This window comes from Nocardiopsis sp. CC223A (genome assembly GCF_030766825.1).
Taxonomy (GTDB): domain Bacteria; phylum Actinomycetota; class Actinomycetes; order Streptosporangiales; family Streptosporangiaceae; genus Nocardiopsis.
Window position 1 is genome coordinate 19956 of the sequence record NZ_JASFDV010000069.1, and the last position, 19332, is coordinate 39287.

Annotated in this window: 19 protein-coding genes; 8 read left to right on the forward strand and 11 right to left on the reverse strand. The window is 71.8% G+C overall.

Annotated elements, in window-relative coordinates:
* Positions 1 to 168 precede the first annotated feature (168 nt).
* Positions 169 to 1590, forward strand: coding sequence for an MFS transporter (locus QJS33_RS23455; RefSeq protein ID WP_306370218.1), 1422 nt, complete (start codon positions 169 to 171; stop codon positions 1588 to 1590).
* A gap of 12 nt (positions 1591 to 1602) precedes the next feature.
* Here QJS33_RS23455 and QJS33_RS23460 read toward each other — a convergent pair whose 3' ends face one another.
* The gene (locus tag QJS33_RS23460; protein ID WP_306370219.1) at positions 1603 to 2121 is read right to left on the reverse strand and encodes a SigE family RNA polymerase sigma factor; all 519 of its coding nucleotides are present in this window, start codon (positions 2119 to 2121) and stop codon (positions 1603 to 1605) included.
* Positions 2122 to 2559: 438 nt separating this feature from the next.
* Here QJS33_RS23460 and QJS33_RS23465 point away from each other — a divergent pair, with 438 nt between their 5' ends.
* Both QJS33_RS23465 and QJS33_RS23470 read left to right on the forward strand, forming a co-directional pair.
* On the forward strand, positions 2560 to 3531 hold the full coding sequence (locus tag QJS33_RS23465) for a hypothetical protein (protein ID WP_306370220.1): 972 nt from the start codon (positions 2560 to 2562) through the stop codon (positions 3529 to 3531).
* Position 3532: 1 nt separating this feature from the next.
* A complete protein-coding gene (locus QJS33_RS23470) occupies positions 3533 to 4552 on the forward strand; it encodes a MauE/DoxX family redox-associated membrane protein (protein WP_306370221.1) in 1020 nt (339 codons plus the stop codon).
* Here QJS33_RS23470 and QJS33_RS23475 read toward each other — a convergent pair.
* On the reverse strand, positions 4549 to 5193 hold the full coding sequence (locus tag QJS33_RS23475; RefSeq protein WP_306370223.1) for a hypothetical protein: 645 nt from the start codon (positions 5191 to 5193) through the stop codon (positions 4549 to 4551). The genes QJS33_RS23470 and QJS33_RS23475 overlap by 4 nt on opposite strands.
* Positions 5194 to 5427: 234 nt before the next feature.
* Between QJS33_RS23475 and hisC the strand changes: the two genes are divergently transcribed.
* Complete coding sequence (gene hisC / locus QJS33_RS23480) at positions 5428 to 6507, forward strand: histidinol-phosphate transaminase (protein ID WP_306370224.1); 1080 nt, start codon at positions 5428 to 5430, stop codon at positions 6505 to 6507.
* 66 nt (positions 6508 to 6573) lie between these two features.
* Here hisC and QJS33_RS23485 read toward each other — a convergent pair whose 3' ends face one another.
* From QJS33_RS23485 to fbaA, 8 genes are all read right to left on the reverse strand, one after another.
* Entirely contained in the window at positions 6574 to 7056 is a 483-nt protein-coding gene (locus tag QJS33_RS23485) for a hypothetical protein (protein WP_306370225.1), read from the reverse strand.
* Between the two features lie 116 nt (positions 7057 to 7172).
* Positions 7173 to 8438, reverse strand: a complete 1266-nt coding sequence (locus QJS33_RS23490) for a transcriptional regulator (RefSeq protein WP_372339705.1) — start codon at positions 8436 to 8438, stop codon at positions 7173 to 7175.
* A gap of 251 nt (positions 8439 to 8689) precedes the next feature.
* A complete protein-coding gene (gene murA, locus QJS33_RS23495; protein ID WP_306370238.1) occupies positions 8690 to 9985 on the reverse strand; it encodes a UDP-N-acetylglucosamine 1-carboxyvinyltransferase in 1296 nt (431 codons plus the stop codon).
* A gap of 386 nt (positions 9986 to 10371) precedes the next feature.
* Positions 10372 to 11277, reverse strand: a complete 906-nt coding sequence (locus QJS33_RS23500; protein ID WP_306370227.1) for a phosphoribosylaminoimidazolesuccinocarboxamide synthase — start codon at positions 11275 to 11277, stop codon at positions 10372 to 10374.
* Positions 11278 to 11310: 33 nt separating this feature from the next.
* Entirely contained in the window at positions 11311 to 12561 is a 1251-nt protein-coding gene (gene purD, locus QJS33_RS23505; protein WP_306370228.1) for a phosphoribosylamine--glycine ligase, read from the reverse strand.
* A 52-nt stretch (positions 12562 to 12613) separates the two neighbouring features.
* Positions 12614 to 13897: an adenylosuccinate synthase gene (locus tag QJS33_RS23510; protein WP_306370229.1), complete on the reverse strand. Its 1284-nt coding sequence runs from the start codon at positions 13895 to 13897 to the stop codon at positions 12614 to 12616.
* Between the two features lie 397 nt (positions 13898 to 14294).
* Positions 14295 to 14711 (reverse strand): DUF3151 domain-containing protein, encoded by a 417-nt coding sequence (locus QJS33_RS23515; protein ID WP_306370230.1) that lies wholly within the window; start codon positions 14709 to 14711, stop codon positions 14295 to 14297.
* Positions 14712 to 14874: 163 nt separating this feature from the next.
* Positions 14875 to 15897: a class II fructose-bisphosphate aldolase gene (gene fbaA / locus QJS33_RS23520; RefSeq protein WP_306370231.1), complete on the reverse strand. Its 1023-nt coding sequence runs from the start codon at positions 15895 to 15897 to the stop codon at positions 14875 to 14877.
* 407 nt (positions 15898 to 16304) lie between these two features.
* Between fbaA and QJS33_RS23525 the strand changes: the two genes are divergently transcribed.
* Positions 16305 to 16688, forward strand: coding sequence for a RodZ domain-containing protein (locus QJS33_RS23525; RefSeq protein WP_306370232.1), 384 nt, complete (start codon positions 16305 to 16307; stop codon positions 16686 to 16688).
* A gap of 67 nt (positions 16689 to 16755) precedes the next feature.
* On the opposite strand, the gene pyrE is transcribed toward QJS33_RS23525, so the two are convergent.
* Positions 16756 to 17289 carry an orotate phosphoribosyltransferase gene (gene pyrE, locus QJS33_RS23530; protein ID WP_306370233.1) on the reverse strand — a complete coding sequence of 178 codons (534 nt, stop codon included), beginning with the start codon at positions 17287 to 17289 and terminating at the stop codon, positions 16756 to 16758.
* A gap of 65 nt (positions 17290 to 17354) precedes the next feature.
* Between pyrE and cutA the strand changes: the two genes are divergently transcribed.
* From cutA to QJS33_RS23545, 3 genes are all read left to right on the forward strand, one after another.
* Complete coding sequence (cutA, locus tag QJS33_RS23535) at positions 17355 to 17711, forward strand: divalent-cation tolerance protein CutA (protein WP_306370234.1); 357 nt, start codon at positions 17355 to 17357, stop codon at positions 17709 to 17711.
* The gene (locus QJS33_RS23540; RefSeq protein WP_306370235.1) at positions 17708 to 18298 is read left to right on the forward strand and encodes a hypothetical protein; all 591 of its coding nucleotides are present in this window, start codon (positions 17708 to 17710) and stop codon (positions 18296 to 18298) included. The genes cutA and QJS33_RS23540 overlap by 4 nt, the downstream gene beginning before the upstream one ends.
* Before the next feature lie 107 nt (positions 18299 to 18405).
* On the forward strand, positions 18406 to 19065 hold the full coding sequence (locus tag QJS33_RS23545; protein ID WP_306370236.1) for a GNAT family N-acetyltransferase: 660 nt from the start codon (positions 18406 to 18408) through the stop codon (positions 19063 to 19065).
* The last annotated feature ends 267 nt before the right edge of the window (positions 19066 to 19332 follow it).

Genomic DNA, 19332 nt, shown 5'->3' on the forward strand with positions numbered 1-19332 from the left:
TGCGCGGTCGCTTACTCCGAACCCGCTGGCGCCGGGGGTTCTTCCGGCGAGGGCGCCGCCAGGGTGGTCACGTCGTGACCACCCTGGTGGGGACTGCCCACGGCGGTGTCCTGGCTCCGCCGCCGCACGCGGACGAGGGTTGCCGGGACGACCCCGAGGAGGGACCCCATGTCCGTGAACACCGGCGCGCCCGCGGCCGCCCCGGCGCGGCTGACACCGCGCATGACCGTCATCCTGGTGCTCCTACTGTCGGCACAGTTCATGCTGGCCGTCGACTTCTCCATTCTCAACGTCGCGCTGCCCGTCATCGGTGACGGGTTGGGCTTCACGCTCGCGAACCTCCAGTGGATCGCCACCGCGTTCGCCCTGTGCGCGGCGGGCTTCACCCTGTTCTTCGGCCGGATCGCCGACCTGTTCGGGCGCCGCCGCCTCTTCCTGGGCGGTCTCGCCGTCCTGGGCCTGTCCTCCCTGGCGGGCGGGTTGGCCACCACCCCCGAATTGCTGATCGCCGCCCGCGTCTTCCAGGGCCTGGCCACCGCGGCGGTCACCCCGGCGGGCCTTTCCCTGCTCACCACCTCCTTTCCGGAGGGGCCGCTGCGCGAGCGGGCACTGGGCCTCAACGGGGCGCTGATGTCGGCCGGGTTCACCACCGGCGCGATCCTGGGCGGACTGCTCACCGACCTGCTGTCGTGGCGGTGGGCGTTCTTCATCAACGTTCCCGTGGCGCTGGCGGTGCTGATCGTCGCGCCGATCGTGATCAAGGAGTCCCTGCCGGAGAAGCGGCCACGGCTCGACGCCCCGGGCGCCCTGCTGGTCACCCTGGGCCTGCTCTCGGTGGTCCACGGCTTCTCACAGGCGGGCGAGGCGGGCTGGTCGGCCCCCCTCACCTGGGGCTCCCTGGTGGTCGGTGCGGTGCTGCTCGTCCTGTTCGTCCTGGTGGAGTCCAGGGTCGGGGCCCCGCTGGTGCCGGTCCACATCCTGCGCCGCCGCACGGTGGCCTGGGGCAACATCGCCGGGTTCGTCGCGTTCCTCACCGAGACCTCGCTGGTCTTCCTGCTCACCCTCTACCTACAGAACGTGCTGGGCTTCAGCCCGCTGGCGGCAGGCCTGTCCTTCGCGGTCCTGGGGGCGGGCACCGTCCTGGGCGGCGTCTTCGCCCCCCGCGTCATCGGGGCGACCTCCACCAGGGCGACGCTGCTCATCGGCGGAGCGGTGCAGGGTGCGGCGACCCTCGCCCTGCTGTTCCTGGGCACCGGCCAGGGGAGCATGCCGCTGCTCCTGGTCGCGACCTTCGTGGGCGGGGTGGGGAACATGCTGGTCATCGTCGGGTTCATGGTCATCGCCACCTCCGGGCTGCCCGACGGCGAGCAGGGGTTGGCCACCGGACTGGCCACCATGACCCAGCAGATCGGCATCACCGTGGGCACCCCGGTCATGAGCGCGATCGCCACCTCGGCGATCGTCGGTACCGGGGCCGCGGCGACACTGGGCGGTCTGACCTGGGCGATCGCGGTGAACGCGGCGATCGTCCTGGCGGGGGTGCTCACCAGCGCGCTCTTCCTCGGGGGCACGGCGCGGGAACGGGGGTGAGCGTTCCGGGCGTCAGCCGGTGGTGCGCTCGATGATGAGGTCGGCGTCCCGGCGCAGCCGGTCCACGGCACGCGAGAGGGTGCTCTTGACGGTGCCCAGGGTGACGCCCATGCGCTCGGCGATCTGGACCTCGGTGAGGTCCTCGTAGTAGCGGAGGATGACCGTGGTGCGCTGGCGGTCGGGCAGTTTGTCGATGGACCGGCGCACCACGTCGGCGAGGTCGCTGCGCCAGGTGGGGTCGTCCACCCGCTGCTCGGGGATCTCGTCGGTGGGGTACACGTCCAGGCGGCTGCGGCGCCATTCGGAGATCCGGGCGTTGACCATGGCCCGGCGCACGTACCCGTCGCGGGCGCGCGGGTCGTTGATGCGGTCCCAGGACAGGAATGTCTTGACCAGGGCGGCCTGGAGCAGGTCCTCGGCGTCGTTGTGGCTGCCGGTGATGGACCGGGCCATGCGCAGCAGGGCGGGGCCGCGTTCGGCGACGTAGCTGCTGAACTCCTCGTACCGGGGGGTCTGCTTGGTGCCTGCCACGTGTCCACCGCCCTTCACCGCGCTCGACATCGGCCTGTGGGCACAACTCTCACACAGTGAGCGCAAACTCCCGGGAACCTGTGCCCCACGCGCCGACAAACGGCGCGGCGGGGACGTCGCCGCGTCCCCGCCCTGCCCGCGCGGCCGCCTCTCCGGGCTACGGGCCAGGTGAGGCGGGGTGGCGCATCCATGGGGTCCGTCCGCGACCGTGGGGCCACAGGTCGGGCCCAGGAGATCGCACGCGGTGTCCGCGTTCGAGGGGGTGACACGGAGTTCTTCTTTGATCTCATGAAGTGACTGATTTGTCGCTCTTGGCAATGATCGGGGCATGCGGGCGACATGAACCGCCGGGTTCCGGCGTGTGAGCCGCAGGTCCGCCCCTCCATCGGGAGAATGGGCACGGCAGGACGAGTCGGGCGACAGGGGGATTCGAACGACATGTCAGTGATGACGGACAAACACCGAGGCCGTGCGCGGTTCACCGCCGCGCTCCTGGGTCCGGAGACCGCGCCCGAGCCCACACCGCTCGACGGCCGTGTGGCCCGCGGCGTCGTCGTCGACGCCACGTCCTACATGCTCTGCCTGGCCACACCGAACGGGGAGGAGCGCTTCCTCTACGAGCGCGTCACCTCGTTCTGGCGCGGCGGCGAGGTCCGGCCCACCGAACTGCGGCCGGGCGACGACGCCGTCGTCCGCTGCTCGCACGACGGGCGCCTGGTCGCCGAACGCGTCTGGGCGCAGGCGGCCCGCGCCACCGGCGTCATCACCGACCACCACGACGACACCCTGGAGATCGACACCGGTCACGGTCGCCCCCGCCTCACCGTGGTCATCCCCTACCGCGCCTCGGGCCGCATCACCGTGCGCCACCCGCGCCTGGAGCCCGGGTACCTGTTCGACGCCGTCGGTGTCTGGCGCGACGGCGCCGTCTGGGCGGTGCGCCCGGCCACCACCCAGCCGCCCTACCCGCTGACCGCGACGCCCCGGCGCCCGCCCACCGGCGAGTACTCCGCCACTCTGAGCGGCACCGCCACCTGGTACGACCCCGCCTGGGGCCGCGCTTCGCACCTGGACCCGCGCGCCCACACCACCGGTCTGGCCTACCCGGCGATCGACCGGGCCGGCCACCCCCGGGACTGCGACCGGCGGACCCCCTGCGTGCCCCTGCCGCTGCTGTCCACCGGGGCCGTGGTGAGCCTGCGCAACGACTGCACCCGTGCGGCCGCGGCCCTGCCCGTCATCGACTGCGCCGCCGCCGACAGCTGGTCGTGCGACCTGTGCCCCACCTGCGGCGGACAGGGGGCCGGACGCCTGGCCTCCCTCACCATGACCTCCTTCGTCGCCCTGGGCGGGCGGCTGGAGGACGGTTGCTTCAACGCGACCGTCACGGTCCACAACGGAGAGGTGTGACATGCCGGCGGAGATCCTCCAGGCGCTGAGAGAGGTCCAGCTGCCGCTCCTGGCGGTACTGCTGCTGTTCGGCGCACTCACCAAGCTCGGTTCCCGGGACACGTCCTCGGGACCGTCGGTCCTGCTCCCCGCGCGCCTGCGCCGCCCCGCCGCGTTCGGCACCGGGTTGCTGGAGGCCGCCCTGGCCACAGGCCTGGTCCTGCTCTCCGGGACGCCCGGAGAGGCGGTCCGGCTGCTCACCGCCCTGGTGTTCGCCGTGTCCGTCGCGGTACTGCTGCTGGTCCGCCGCCGCGATCCGGAGGCGGGCTGCGGCTGCTTCGGCGGGCTCAGCCGAGCACCCATCGGGTGGCGCGCCCTGACCCGGGCCGGGCTGCTGTCGGCCGCGGCGCTGCTCACCCTGGGCCTGGAGCCGACCGCCTGGCAGGCGGTCGCGGGCGCGGGCCCGGTGCACGCCGCCGTGCTGGGCGCCGAACTGCTCCTGCTGGCCCTGCTCAGCCCCGAACTCCGTGAGACCGCCGCCCGGCTGCGGCACCGCGAGCCCTGCGCGCTGCGGGAGGTCTCCGACCGCGCGATCCAGCGCAGGCTCCGCCGCAGCGACGTGTGGCGCGGCAACAGGCCGCTGCTGCTCGACACCGAGCCGCTCGACGTCTGGCGCCACGGCTGCCACCGCTTCCTGCGTTACGACGGGATGCGGCACGGCACGCGCGTGGACGTGGTTTTCGCGGTGCGCATCGGCGGGCGGCGGCGTACCGCCGTGCGCTCGGCCGTGGTGGACCGGGAGAGCGGTACGTCCGTGGCGTCCTTCGGCGCGGTGTCCGACCGCGTGCTCCAGGGACCGCCGCGCAGGCTGCCCGGTCCGCGCCGGGCGGCGCGGCTGGACGCCCGGCGCCGGGACGAGGCCAGGGAGGCCGCGAGCCTGGGCGAGGCCAGGAGGCACCCCTCGGGGCGCTCCGACGCCTGGCCCAGCGAGGACCTGGAGGCGGAGGTGACCGGCGGCCGCGGCGGGGACCTGACCCGCTAGCCGAGTTTCTCCTGCTGGCGGTCGACGGCGGCGCGGGTGAACTCCACCAGCATCTCCTCGTAGTCCTCCAGGGCTCCCGGGCCCATGATCGAGGTGGTGCCGACCAGGTCGCCGTTGCGGTACATGACGCTGTACATGTGGTTGCTCTCGCCTGCGGTGTCCACGTCCACGGCGAAACCGCGCGACTCGTCGCCCAGTGTCGGAAGCTCCGCCAGGTCGCGCACCTCGTAGCCGGAGGAGGTGCCGTCCTCGTACGTGGCGGTGTAGGTCTCGCAGTCGGCGGGCGGCCGGGAGGCGATCGCCGCGGCCGCCCCGTCCTCGTCCAGCCGGACCAGGAGGTGGGTGAGCGAGCCCCGGTCCCATTCGTATGAGGTCAGGGAGGCGGGCGCGGCCTGCACCGCCTCGGCGTCGGCCCACCGGTTGGCGGCGTCCAGGCAGTCGGGCTTGTCGAGCTCGGTGGAGGCCCGCACCTGCTCGCTGTACTGCACGGTGACCAGGTCGGAGTAGACGCCCGCCTCGCTGCCCTCCGGCACGATCTCGGCGCCCTCGAACGAGATGAGCTGGGCGTCGTGCAGCAGCGCGGCGGCCTCGGCGGCGTCGCCGGTGTCCTCCTCGGCAGAGCCGCCGCAGGCGCTCAGCACGAGGGCGAGGGGCAGGCCCGCATAAAGGCCCCATGATCGGACGGGCCGTCGGCCGCTGCCACAAAAACGGCTCTGACCAGCCACGATCTGAGTCGTCGTGGCGGGTTTCGGACGCGAGCGCATGGTGTTGTCTCCTCAATTGTGCGATATTTCCGCTGGGAGCGGTGACCGACCCGCACACGAGATCGCTGAGCGTGCCGCGGGGTTAGCACAAAGTATTGAGGAAGGACAACGGTGTCGGAGTCGAAATCGCCATATCTGCGGTCGGTGCTGGGGAGCATCCCCGCCTACAAACCGGGCAAGAAGGTCATCGGGCCCGATGGGCGATCCATCAAACTGTCCTCCAACGAGAGCCCGTACGGACCGCTCCCGTCGGTGCGCGAGGCCATCGCCCGCGCCGCCGCCGACCTCAACCGCTACCCCGACCCGGGCGCGGCGGAGCTGACCGCGGCGCTGGCCCGCCGCCTGGACGTCCCCGAGGACCACATCGGCCTGGGCGCGGGCTCGGTCGGCCTGCTCCAGCAACTGCTGGAGGCCGTCGGCGAACCGGGTGCCGAGGTCGTCTACGCCTGGCGCTCCTTCGAGGCCTACCCGCTGCTCGCCGAGCTGGCGGGGGTGACCTCCGTGCGGGTGCCGCTGCGCGAGGAGCCCCACGACCTCGACGCGATCTTCGACGCCATCACCGAGAACACCCGCATGGTGCTGGTCTGCAACCCCAACAATCCCACCGGCACCACCGTGCGCGAGGCGGAGCTGACCGCCTTCCTGGACCGGGTGCCCGAGCACGTGCTGGTGATCCTCGACGAGGCCTACCGCGAGTACGTGCGTGACCCGCAGGTGCCCGACGGCGTCGCCCTGTACCGCGACCGGCCCAACGTGGCCGTCCTGCGCACCTTCTCCAAGGCCTACGGCCTGGCCGCGGTGCGCCTGGGCTTCCTGGTCGGCCACCCGCCGGTGGTCGCCGCGGTCCGCAAGACCCTGGTGCCGTTCGCGGTCAACCACCTGGCCCAGGCCGCGGGCATCGCCTCCCTGGAGGCCGAGGGCGAGCTGATGGAGCGGGTCGACGCCACCGTCGCCGAACGCGAGCGCGTGCGCGGAGCCCTGTTGGACGCCGGGTGGACCGTGCCGCCCACCGAGGCCAACTTCGTGTGGCTGCGCGTGGACGGGGACACGCTGGACTTCGCCGCCCGGTGCGCGAAGGTCGGCGTGTCCGTGCGCCCCTTCGACGGTGAGGGCGCCCGCGTCAGCCTGGGCACCCCGGAGGAGAACGACGTGTTCCTCTCCGTCGCCCGGGACTACCCCGAGCGCCGCTAGGAGTGCCGGGAGCACCCCGGGGGCGCCGTCCGCCGCGGGCGGCGCCCCCGCCGTGTCCCGGAGCCCTCAGCGACGGCGGGCCGCTCGGGCCGTGTCGCGGGCCAGGTGGGACCGGTGCAGGCGCCGGGTGCGCCACAGCCGCTCCAGGTCGGCGCGGTTGTCGTGCATCAGTTGTACGTGGAAGTAGTTGACGTATTCCAGGATCGCGAACAGCCCCAGCGGGACGGCCACCGCCGTCTCCGTCCAGCGCGCGCCCTGCGCCCAGGTCCACACCACCAGCGCCCCCGTCAGCGCGAACAGGGCGATGTCGACCCACCGCAGCACCGCGAACACCGCCATGCCTGCGGGCAGCCGCTCGCCCCGGGCCGTCTGCCGCAGCTTGAGCCACCAGTAGGCGGACCCCTCCACCAGCAGCAGCGCGAACATGCCGAACCCGGCGAGGTTGGCGGGGGACGCGGGTGCGCCGAGCATCCCGAACAGGATGAACCCGAACAGGGGGATGTTCACCAGTTCCAGGACGCACAGGGAGAGCAGCCGTCTGCGGATCACGGGGCCTTTCGGAGCGGGGGCGCTGCGCGGACAGGGGCGTGCACGCGGCGGGGGAGAGGCCGAAGGGGCGCCTCCCAGGGGGGAAGGCGCCCCGGATATCACGGGTGCGCACGGGGTTACTTCCCGGCGGCGTCCTTGTCGAGCTTCTCCACGATGAGCCGGTACAGCTGTCGGGGGCGTCCCGGCTGGAGGGTGCGGTTGGGGGGCAGGGGCCAGGCGAGCCCCTCCTCCACGAGGGTGCGCAGGAGCCGACGCGCGGTCCGGGAGGTGACACCGAGCATCCGCCCGGCGTTCTCCGCGTCGACGACGAGGGGGCCGTCCTCCTCCGCGATCTTCTCCGAAAGCCGAATCAGAGTCTCACGGCCCTTGGTGCGCAGCGGTTCGGAGGATTGCCGTGAGGGCGCGCGCTGGGCCGGGACCAGGGAACGACCCTCCCGGTCCACCGCGAAGCTCTGACGGGACGCCTGAGCGCGGTTCAGGGCCGCACGGGCGTGCGCCTCGGCGTCCTGGGTGGTGCGCCCCATGCCGATGCCCACCTCGATGGCGATCCCGAGCTCCGCCTTGATGCGTTCCACGAACGGTGGCTGCCGGAACCCCTCGGTCGCCGTGACGAGTGATCCCCGGGTCGCGGTGATCATGAACGAATGGTCGTCCAGACGGTGCGCCGTGGCATTGATCCGGTGGGCCTCCTGGAGCAGCAGCCGGTGCAGCGACAGTCGTAGCTCCTCCCGCCAGTAGCGGGGCGTGGACCGCCGTGAGGAGTCCCGCAGCGTCGGCACGTCGACCACGACCACGCCCAGCTGTGCCTCCTCCAACCGGTGGTGGGCGCCCAGCAGCCCGGCCGTCTGTAGCGCGCTGCGCACCCCGGCGTTGGTCGGCCGCAACCGGAGGACCGGGACGCCGATGGCCTCCAGCCGCTCGGCGACCCCGCGTACGCAGGTGATCGCCATCTTGGTGGCCTTGCGCCGCCACAGCCCCTCGTGGAACGAGGTGAGCTGGGCGGTGTTGGTCAGCTCCTCGTGGACGTGGATGCCGTCCACCGGAAGGTCGACCTCGGAATAGGCCTCGACGACGTCGGCGCGGCTGAGCACGTCCAGACTCGCTCTGGTCGGGTCGTAGCGCTCGTCCAGGGTGGCACGGAGCAGGGCCTCGTGCAGGCTGGCGCCCCCGAGCGGCACGTAGGTGGCGGGCATCGTCAGCACGCCGGCCTTCCGTGCGAACTCGTAGGGAACCGGGCTGGCGAACAGATACGCGTCGATCGCCGAACCCAGCCTGACGACCTTGTCCGTCGCCTCTTGCTCATCTCGGTATGCGGCGGCGATGAGTCTGGCGTTGAGGGGTCCCGTGGACCCAGGACCCATGAGCATGACCCGTTCGACCACCTCATGGGGCCCTATGACGCCGATCGTCAAATCGCCAGTACGCTGGGCACTCACCTCGGGTTGCTCCCCGCTACCATTCCACGCTCTTCACTATGTGCGCCCACTGGTTTCCCGACCCGATCTCTGTCACGGCATGATTGCCGAGATCGTACCCATTGTGCGGGGCCAAAGAAGATCGTTTTCCATATCAACGCCGAAAGCCCGGGTGGGAGACGGGCTCCCACCCCGGCTTGAACTGCGCTTTCGACCCGCTACGAGACGACGACGCGCTCCACGTCGGCACCTAGCGCGGCGAGTCGCGTCGCGAACTGAGCGTGACCGCGGTCCACCAGATAACCAGGCGCAACGATTGTCTCACCTTCGGCGACCAGTCCGGCGAGCACCAGGGCCGCACCGGTACGCAGGTCGTGGGCGATCACCTCGGTGCCGCGCAGGTGCGTCGGGCCGTGCACGATGGCACGGGTGCCCTCGACCTCGATCTTGGCACCCATCTTGTTGAGCTCGTCGGCCAGCGCGAAGCGGCCGTCGTAGATCGCCTCGTGGATGTAGCTCTCACCCTCGGCCAGGGTGGCCAGGGCCATGAGCGGCGACTGAAGGTCGGTGGCGAAGCCTGGGAACGGCGAGGTGACCGCGTTGATCGGGCGCAGCGGCACGGACGGGTCGCGGGTCACGTGCAGGACCGCGCCCTCCTGCGAGAACTCGACGCCCATCTGTTCGAGCTTCCAGCGGGCCACGCCCAGGTGGTCCAGGTTGGCGCCGACCAGGCTGACCTCGCCGCCGGTGGCCGCGACGGTCATCGCGAACACGCCCGCGTCGATGCGGTCCGACATGATCGTGTGCTCGACCGCGGTGAGCTCCTCGACGCCCTCGACCGTGATGAGGCCGGTGCCGCCACCGCTGATCTTGGCGCCCATGGCGGTGAGGAACTCGATGACGTCCAGGACCTCGGGCTCCAGCGCGGCGTGCTCGATCACCGTGGTGCCGGGGGCCAGGACCGCGGCCATCAGGAGGTTCTCGGTGCCGGTGTGCGACGGGGTGTCCAGGTAGAGGCGCCCGCCGCGGAGGTTGGAGGCCTCGACGTTGATGTGGTTGCGCTCGGGGTCCTCGACGACCTCGGCGCCCAGGCGCGCGAAGCCCCGGTAGTGGAAGTCCAGGTTGCGGCTGCCCAGGTTGCAACCGCCGACGCCCTCGATGCGGGCGCGGCCGGTGCGGTGCATCAGCGCCGGGACGAAGAGCACCGAGCCGCGGAAGCGCGCGGCGATTTCGGCGGGGAGAACGGCCCGCTCGGGGTCGTTGAGCCCGGAGGCGTCGATGACCACGGTTCGCTCTGCCTCGTGGAACTCGACCTTGGCGCCGATGTGCTCGGCGAGTTCGAGGGAGCGGTAGACATCCTCGATGACGGGGACGTTGCGCAGCACCGTACGACCCTTGGCCGCGAGGAGAGCGGCTCCGATCATCGGCAGGACGGCGTTCTTCGCGCCCTGGATGAACGCCGTACCGCTGAGGGGGCGTCCGCCGCGGACGCGGTAACGAACCTCCTGGCCCATGCTCATGTGCTCCTTTGTGAGGCAGATGTGAAAAAAGGTCACCCTCGTCGGGTTTCGCCTATGTGCGTTTTAGACGCGGGTTTCCCCTGGAACGTTCGACGAACTTGTGTGTGACCTGCACGGCCAGCGAACCGGTGTGTTCGCGACGACTCTATAGCACCCCCTGGTCCGGACCGGCCCAGAACGTGGTATACCCGCAGATCGGGTGGGGAGTCCCGCGAAACGGCCAAAGAGGTGCTCGTCCAACGGAAAAGACCAGGGTAGGTGTGGGGAGGCCGTATGCATGGCCGGGCACCTGACGGGTGCCGCACACGACCCCACCACCATACGCGCTTCGGGCAACCATTCCGAGACCAGCGTGCCCGGAATCACTCGCCCGCGCCGCGTCACAGCTTGGGTTCGGAGCCGGTGAGCCGTCGGAAGATCTCCGCGTAACGGTCGATCGTGTGCTCGACCACCGCCTCGGGCAGCTCCGGCGGCGGGGCGTCCGCGGCACGGTCCCAGCCCGACGCGGCCGAGGTCAGCCAGTCGCGGACCACCTGCTTGTCGAAGGACGGCTGCGGACCGCCCGGCGCCCACTCGTCCGCGGGCCAGTACCGGGACGAGTCCGGGGTGAACACCTCGTCGCCCAGCACCAGCGCGCCGTCGGCGTCCCGGCCGAACTCGAACTTGGTGTCGGCCAGCAGCACCCCGCGCTCGCGCGCCACCTCGCGGCCGCGCGCGTACACCCGCAGGGTGAGGTCGCGCAGCTCACCGGCCAGCTCGGCGCCGTGCCGGGCCGCGACCGCCTCGAACGACACGTTCTCGTCGTGGTCGCCCACCTCGGCCTTGGTGGCCGGGGTGAAGATCGGCTCGGCCAGCTCCGAACCGTCCACCAGGCCCTCCGGCAGCGGCACCCCGCACACGGTGCCGTCCACCCGGTACTCGGCCAGGCCGGAACCGGTCAGGTAGCCGCGGGCCACGCATTCCACCGGGACCATGTCCAACCTGCGGCACACCAGGGTCCGCCCGGCCCAGTCGGCGGGCGCGCCCCGCGGCGGCACGTCCGACACCACATGGTTGGGGACCAGGTCGGCGACCCGGTCGAACCACCACAGGGACAGCTGCGTCAGCAGCCGGCCCTTGCCGGGGATCTCGGTGGGCAGCACCCAGTCGAACGCGGAGAGCCGGTCGCTGGCCACCATCACCAGGTCGCCGGACCCGGTGGTGTACAGGTCGCGGACCTTGCCGGTGTGCAGATGGGTCAGGCCCTCGACCCGTACCGGCTCGGGCCGGACGACGAAACCGCTCATGGGAGTCCTTTTTCTACGGTGCGGCGCGCGCCGCTACAGCTCGGCGGCGGCCCGCTCGGCGATGTCGGTCCGGTGGAACGACCCGCGCAGCTCGATCTTCGACACCGCGGCGTAGGCGCTCTCCCGCGCCTGGGCCAGGTCGGCGCCGGTTCCCACCACACTGAGCACCCGGCCGCCCGAGGCCACCACGTCGCGGATCCCGCTCCAGGCGGTCCCGGCGTGCAGCACGTAGGCGCCCTCCACGGCGTTCGCCGCGTCCAGGCCGCCGATGGCGTCGCCCTTGACCGGGTCGCCCGGGTAGTTCTCGGCGGCCACCACGACGGTGACCGCGGCGCCCGGCTTCCACTGGAGGGAGCCGATGCCCTTCAGCCCGGAGGTGTCGGTGGCCTGGAGGACCGCGCCGATCGGGGTGGCCAGCCGGTCCAGCACCACCTGGGTCTCCGGGTCGCCGAAGCGGGCGTTGAACTCGACCACGCGCGGGCCCTTGGAGGTGAGCGCCAGGCCCACGTACAGCAGGCCCTGGTAACGGGTGCCGCGCCGGTTCATCTCCTGAAGGGTCGGCCGCACGACCGACTCCATGACCTCGTCCACCAGGCCGGCCGGGGCCCACGGCAGCGGGGCGTAGGCGCCCATGCCGCCGGTGTTGGGGCCCTGGTCGCCGTCGTAGGCCCGCTTGAAGTCCTGGGCGGGCAGCAGCGGCAGCGCGTGGACGCCGTCGCTCAGCACGAACAGCGACACCTCCGGGCCGTCGAGGAACTCCTCGATGACGACCCGACCGCACTCGCGCGCGTGCCGTTCGGCCAGCGCCCGGTCGTCGGTGACGACGACGCCCTTGCCCGCCGCCAGGCCGTCGTTCTTGACGACGTAGGGGGTGCCGAACTCGTCGAGCGCCTCGGACACCTGGTTCGCCGAGCGGCACACCCTGGCCTTGGCGGTGGGCACGCCCGCCGCCTCCATGACCTCCTTGGCGAACGCCTTGGAGCCCTCCAGGCGGGCGGCCTCCCGATCCGGTCCGAACACCGGGATGCCGCGTTCGCGCAGCACGTCGGCGACCCCGGCGACCAGCGGCGCCTCGGGGCCGACGACGACCAGCTCCGCCCGGATGCGCGCGGCCAGCTCGGTCACCGCCAGTCCGTCGGTCACGTTGATCACGTGGTTCTCGGCCAGCTCCGAGATCCCCGGGTTGCCCGGGGCGCAGTGGATGTCGGTGACACCCGGGTCGAGGGACAGCGCGCGGACAAGGGCGTGCTCGCGGCCTCCGCCGCCGAGGACGAGGGCTTTCACTACTGGGGGCCTCTTCGTGTGGGAGGACGGACAGCGGACAGGCGGGCGCCGGTCAGACCAGGGACCGCAGCTCTAGGGTCTGGTCGCGGCCGGGGCCCACCCCGATGGCGGAGATCGGGGCTCCGGCCATCTCCTCCAGGGTACGCACGTACGCCTGGGCGTTCTTGGGAAGTTCGTCGAATTCCCGGGCTCCGGTGATGTCCTCCGACCAGCCGTCGAGGTACTCGTAGACCGGCGTCGCGTGGTGGAAGTCGGTCTGGGTCATCGGGATCTCGTCGTGGCGGACCCCATCGACGTCGTAGGCGACGCAGACCGGGATGCGCTCCAGGCCGGTGAGCACGTCGAGCTTGGTCAGGAAGAAGTCGGTGATGCCGTTGACGCGGGTCGCGTACCGGGCGATGGGCGCGTCGAACCAGCCGCAGCGGCGGTCGCGGCCGGTGGTGACCCCGTACTCGTGGCCCTGGGTGCGCAGCCAGTCGCCCTGCTCGTCGAGCAGCTCGGTCGGGAAGGGACCCGAGCCGACGCGGGTGGTGTAGGCCTTGAGGATGCCGACGACCTTGGTGATGCGGGTGGGGCCGATGCCCGACCCGGCGGCCGCGCCGCCCGCGGTGGGAGAGGAGGACGTGACGAACGGGTAGGTGCCGTGGTCGATGTCCAGCAGGGTGCCCTGCGAGCCCTCCAGGTAGACGGTCCTGCCGTCGTCCAGCGCCTTGTTGAGGATCAGCGAGGTGTCGGCCACGAACGGGCGGATCTTCTCGGCGTAGCCGAGGTACTCCTCGATGATCGGCTCGGCCTCCAGGGCGCGCCGGTTGTAGACCTTGGTGAGGAGCTGGTTCTTGTCGTTGAGGGCCAGCTCGATCTTCTTGCGCAGGATCTTGGGGTCGAACATGTCCTGCACGCGCACGCCCTGGCGGGACACCTTGTCGGCGTAGGTCGGGCCGATGCCGCGCCCGGTGGTACCGATCTTGCCCTTGCCCAGGAAGCGCTCGCTGACCCGGTCCAGGGCCCGGTGGTAGGGCATGATCAGGTGCGCGTTGGCGGAGATGAGCAGGCGCGAGGTGTCGACGCCGCGGGCGTCGAGCCCGTCCAGCTCCTCGAAGAGGACGCCCGGGTCGATGACGACGCCGTTGGCGATGACCGGGACCACGTTCGGCGAGAGGATGCCCGACGGCAGCAGGTGGAGGGCGTATTTCTGGTCGCCGATGACCACCGTGTGCCCGGCGTTGTTGCCGCCCTGGTAGCGGACCACGTAGTCCACGCGGTCGCCCACAAGGTCGGTCGCCTTGCCCTTGCCCTCGTCGCCCCACTGGGCACCCACGAGCGTGATCGCCGGCATTGGTCACTACCTTTTCGCTCGACACCTGACCGGGGTGTTCCCGACCCCGAACATGGATGAGCCCCTGGCGCAAGGCAGCGACAGGGGCCGTTGCGTATTGAGGGTACACGACCCGTCCGTCCCGGTTAAGTGCCGCCCACGAGGGGGTTTCCTCACGTCGAACCGGGTGGGGCGGCCGGTGGCACCGGTATTCGAGGGGACCCGTTCCCCACGCGCGGTGCAGCGGGTGGCGGGAGAGGGGCGGGGCGCCCGGCGGATCGGGCACCCCATCGGCGGTCCGGCCTCCCGGCCGACCGGCAGGGGCACGGTCCGGCCCCGGAACCCAACGGTTCCGGCGACGGAAGCGCGCACCTGCCGGCGGCTGCGGCACCGGGTCCCACCGACCCGGTGAACCCCGTCAGGCGTTGAGGACCTTGTCGGCCTCGGCGCTGGAGTCGCGCAGGAAGGTGGCGCAGCGCTCGGCCTCCGGGGCCTCGCCGATCTGCTCGGCGGCCTTGCCCAGGGCGTGCAGCGCGCGCAGGAAGCCCTGGTTGGGCTCGTGCTCCCAGGGGATGGGGCCGTGGCCCTTCCAACCGGAGCGGCGCAGCTGGTCCAGCCCGCGGTGGTAGCCGGTGCGCGCGTAGGCGTAGGCGGCGACCGGCTCGCCCGCGGCCAGCGCGTTCTCGGCCAGGCGCGCCCAGGCGGCCGAGTACTCCGGGAACCGTCCGGCGACCGGGGTGGGGTCGGTGGCCGCGGCCAGTGCCTCGCGGGCCTCGGCGTTGTCGGCGAGGCGGGTCTCGGGCGGCTCGTTGAGCAGGTTCTGATGCAGGTTCATGACCCCATCCTGCCACCGCCGCCGGGCCCGGAACCGGTTGTCCACAGGCCGGGTCCGGGCGCCCTCCCGCAAGTGTCCGCCACCCGCAGCGCCCGCCACCCGGAACGCGGGACGCCCGGTGGCCGATCGGCCACCGGGCGCCATCCCGCGTCGGACGCGGTGACTACTTCATCTTGTTGCCGGCGGACTTGAGCTGCCGGGCGGCCTCCACCACGCGGGCGGCCATGCCGGCCTCGCCGGCCTTGCCGTAGGAGCGCGGGTCGTAGGCCTTCTTGCTGCCGATCTCGCCGTCGATCTTCAGCACGCCGTCGTAGTTCTTCATCATGTGGTCCACGATCGGGCGGGTGAACGCGTACTGCGTGTCGGTGTCGATGTTCATCTTCACCACGCCGTACTCGATGGCCTCGTGGATCTCCTCCAGGGTGGAGCCGGAGCCGCCGTGGAAGACGAAGTCGAACGCCTTGGCCCGGCCGTACTTCTCGGCCACGGCCTCCTGGGCCTTCTTCAGGACCTCCGGGCGCAGCTTCACGAAGCCGGGCTTGTAGGAGCCGTGCACGTTGCCGAAGGTCAGGGCGGTCATGTAGTAGCCCTTCTCCCCGAGGCCGAGGACCTCCGCGGTGCGCAGGGCGTCCTCCGGGGTGGTGTACAGCTTCTCGTTGATCTCGCCGACGATGCCGTCCTCCTCGCCGCCGACGACGCCGACCTCGATCTCCAGGATGGTGCGGGCCTCCTTGGAGGACGCCAGCAGCTCCTCGGCGATCCGGAGGTTCTCCTCCAGCTCCACCGCCGAGCCGTCCCACATGTGGGACTGGAACAGCGGGTCCTGGCCCTTGGCCACGCGCTCCTTGGAGATTTCGAGGAGGGGGCGGACGAAACCGTCGAGCTTGTTCTCGGGGCAGTGGTCGGTGTGCAGGGCGACGTTGACCGGGTACTTGTCCGCGACGACGCGGGCGTACTCGGCGAACGCCACCGAGCCGGTGACCATGTCCTTGATCGTGGAACCCGACAGGAACTCGGCACCGCCGGTGGAGATCTGGACGATGCCGTCGCTTTCGGCCTCGGCGAAGCCCCGCAGTGCGGCGTGCAGGGTCTGGCTGGAGGTCACGTTGATGGCCGGGTAGGCGAAGCCCTGGGACTTCGCACGGCTCAGCATCTCGGTGTAGACCTCGGGGCTGGCGATGGGCATGGCTTGACTCTCCCTGGAATCGGACCTGGAGCGAGCGGCCGCCGGTCGCGCCGACGGCACCCCACGTGCGTTGCCGGTGGAGGGTCCGGGCGGCGGGGGAGCCCGCGACTCGGGTCGCACGTCCGGACGTGTCCACCAGGTGTCACCCAAGTATCCCGAACACACGGAGCCGATGGAAAGGTCTAGACCAAATTCGATGGGGCCCGCAGGGCGACAGAGCCGAAGCCGTGGGCGCTTTGCGGGGTTCTATACCTGATTCGGATTCCTTGTGAACTTCCGTGCATCCGTGACCGAATTGTGGGAAGCAGGGAGGTTCCGAGAGATCACTGTCGCTTTTTGTCGTGATACACGCTACATTCAACGCCGTGGGAAGGCATAGGAATGATCCTCGCGGCGTTGGCCAGGTGGTGGCCATCGTCGGAGCAGTCGTGCTCTTGGTCACGATGCTCGCGCTCGGCGGGTTCTTCTTGTACCGCTCGCTCCCCGGCAACTCCGGCTCCAGCGTGAGCGCGAACGCCTCCGGGGCGGCGAACGAGGAGGAGACCCCCAAGGGTGCCTTCTACGTGCGCGTCATCGGCGAGTCCAGCCGCGTGTTCGTCCGCATCCCCGGCGGCGACGTCCTGCACGACCAGGAGGTCCGCCAGGGCAGTTCCCTCACCTACTCCGAGATCCCCGAGGGCGGCATCGAGGTCACCATCGGCGACCCCGCCGCCGTGGAGCTGTTCGTCGACGGCATCGAGCGCGACATCGCCGACCGCGGCACCGACTACAGCTTCACCGTCGACGGCTGACCGGTTCCGGCCCCGGGTCCGCCCGCGGCGGCGGGACGCCCCGCCCCGCCGCACCCCGGCGACGTCCTCAGATGTCCAGGTCGGACACCTGGTACACGGCCCGGTACTCCAGGCCCTCCTTCTCCACGCGCTCACGCGCCCCGCGGTCCAGGATCAGCGCCGTCGCGACCACCTCGGCCCCGGCCTCGCGCAGCGCCTCCACCGCGGTCAGCACCGAACCGCCGGTGGTGGAGGTGTCCTCCAGAGCCAGCACCCGCCGACCCTTGACGTCCGGGCCCTCGATGCGCTTCTGGAGGCCGTGCGCCTTGCCCGCCTTGCGCACCACGAAGGCGTCCAGCCTGCGGCCCCGCGCGTGCGCGGCGTGCACCATCGCGGTCGCGACCGGGTCGGCGCCCAGGGTCAGCCCGCCCACCGCGTCGAACTCCAGGTCCGCCACGTTGTCCAGCATGACCGACCCGACCAGCGGGGCGGCCTCCCCGTCCAGGGTCACGCGGCGCAGGTCCACGTAGTAGTCGGCCTCCTGCCCGGAGGACAGGATCACCTTCCCGCGCACGACCGCCTTATCGTTGATCTGACGCAGGAGTTCATCACGTTCGCTCATGATCCATGAGCGTAGAACACCGGGCGGCACCGCACGTCACGCGGCGCCCGGACGGAGGGACCGCCATGCCGAACACCCCGGGTGCCGTCCGGGTCGAGATCACCGTGGACACCCGCGAGAGCGCCGACCGCCTGGCGGAGTCGGCGGTCGGGCGCCGTCTCGCCGCCTGCGCCCAGGTCGGCGGGCCCGTCACCAGCCATTACCGCTGGGAGGGCGAGGTGCACCGCGACCAGGAGTGGACCGTGGTGTTCAAGACCGCCGGGGACCGCCTGGACGACCTCACCGCGCACATCGTCCGCGAGCACCCCTACGACGTCCCCGAAGTGGTGGCGGTGCCCGTCGTCGGCGGCAACCCGTCGTACCTGGCCTGGGTGCGGGACGAGACCCGCTCCGACGCGAACGGGGAGCGGGGCGCCGGGTGATCGCCGTTCTGCTGCCCCCCACCCTGGGGCGCCCCACCCGCCTGCCCGGACTCGGTGCGGACCTGGCCGCCGCCGGGCTCACCCCGGTCCGGATCGGCGTCGGCGGCGACGAGCTCCCGCCGCACGCCGCCCGGTACGTGGCCGCCGCCAGCCTGGAGATCCGCCGCCTGGTCCCCCCGGACGCCCCGACCGCCCTGGTCGTGGAGGGCGACGCGGGGCCGCTGGCGGGAGCCCTGGGCGCGGCCCAGCGCGCCGCGCACCGGCCGGTGTTCGGCTACGTGCTGGTGGACGCGCTGCTGCCGCAGCCGGGCACCGCCACCCGTGCGGACCTGGACCGTACCCAGCACCCGCAGGGCGCGCCGCCACCGCCCGTCCCCGCCGGGGAACCGGAGGGGTACCGCACCGAGACGCTGCCGCCGTCCGCCGACTGGCCGGACGCCCCGTGCGGCTACCTGCTCACCGACCCGGCCCGCGCGCACGCCGCCCGGCTCGCCCGGATGCGCGGCTGGTCCGTGCGCGAGTGCGCGCCGCAGGAGGCCGCCGCGGAGCTGGCCGGGCTGCTCCTGGAGCTGCGCGGCACGGCCTGACCCGGCGGCCCGGCCGTCCGGCCCGATCCGCGCGGCCGGTGCGCCGCGTTATCCACAAGCTGGGAAAACGGGATGACTTCGTGCACCGGGTCCGGGACCATCGGACCATGATCACCGACCATTTCCCGGTCCTGGGGCTGCGCGTGCGCACCCCGCGGCTGGAGCTGCGCCCGCCCACCCTCGACGACCTCTCCGCCCTGGCCGACCTCGCCGCCGAGGGCGTGCACGACCCGGCCGAGATGCCGTTCGCCTTCCCGTGGACGGATCAGTCCCCGGCCCGGCGCGCGCTGTCGGTGGTCCAGCACAACCTCGGGATCTACGCCCGCTGGACCCCGCAGGACTGGCAGCTGCCGCTCGCGGTCGTCCACGAGGGCGAGGTGGTGGGCATCCAGGACGTGTTCGCCAAGGACTTCGCGATCACCCGCCGGGTCGCCAGCGGTTCCTGGCTGGGCCTGAAGCACCAGGGGCGGGGCATCGGCACCGAGATGCGCGCCGCGATGCTGCACCTGGCCTTCGAGGGGCTGGGTGCGCGGGAGGCGGCCTCGGGGATCGTGGAGGGCAACACCCGCTCCGAACGGGTGTCCCGCAGACTCGGCTACCGCGATGACGGCGTCGGGGTGTACGCCATCCGCGGCAAGGCCGCCCGCGAACTGCGGTTCCTGCTGGCCCGCGAGGACTGGGCGGCGCACCGCCTCGACGTCCCCGTCACGCTCTCGGGACTGGAACCCTGCCTGCCGTTCTTCGGCCTCGGCGAACTTCCGGAGTGACGTAACGGGACGAACAGGTCACGCATCGGGTACGGTTCTGAGCCGACGGAACCACCGTGACCGCCCTGGGGCGGCCGGTGACGAGTCGGAAGGAACCCCCCGTTGCACGCCCACCGTCCCGCCGCCGATCCGGTGCCGATCCCCGTGCTGCCGCCGGGGCTGCGGTTCCCGTACGCGATCGGCCGCCCGGGGCCGAACGAGCCCACCGGGCCCCGGCCCCGCCCCGACCGCGGTGTTCAGGCCCCGCCGCCCGCCCGGAGCACGCCT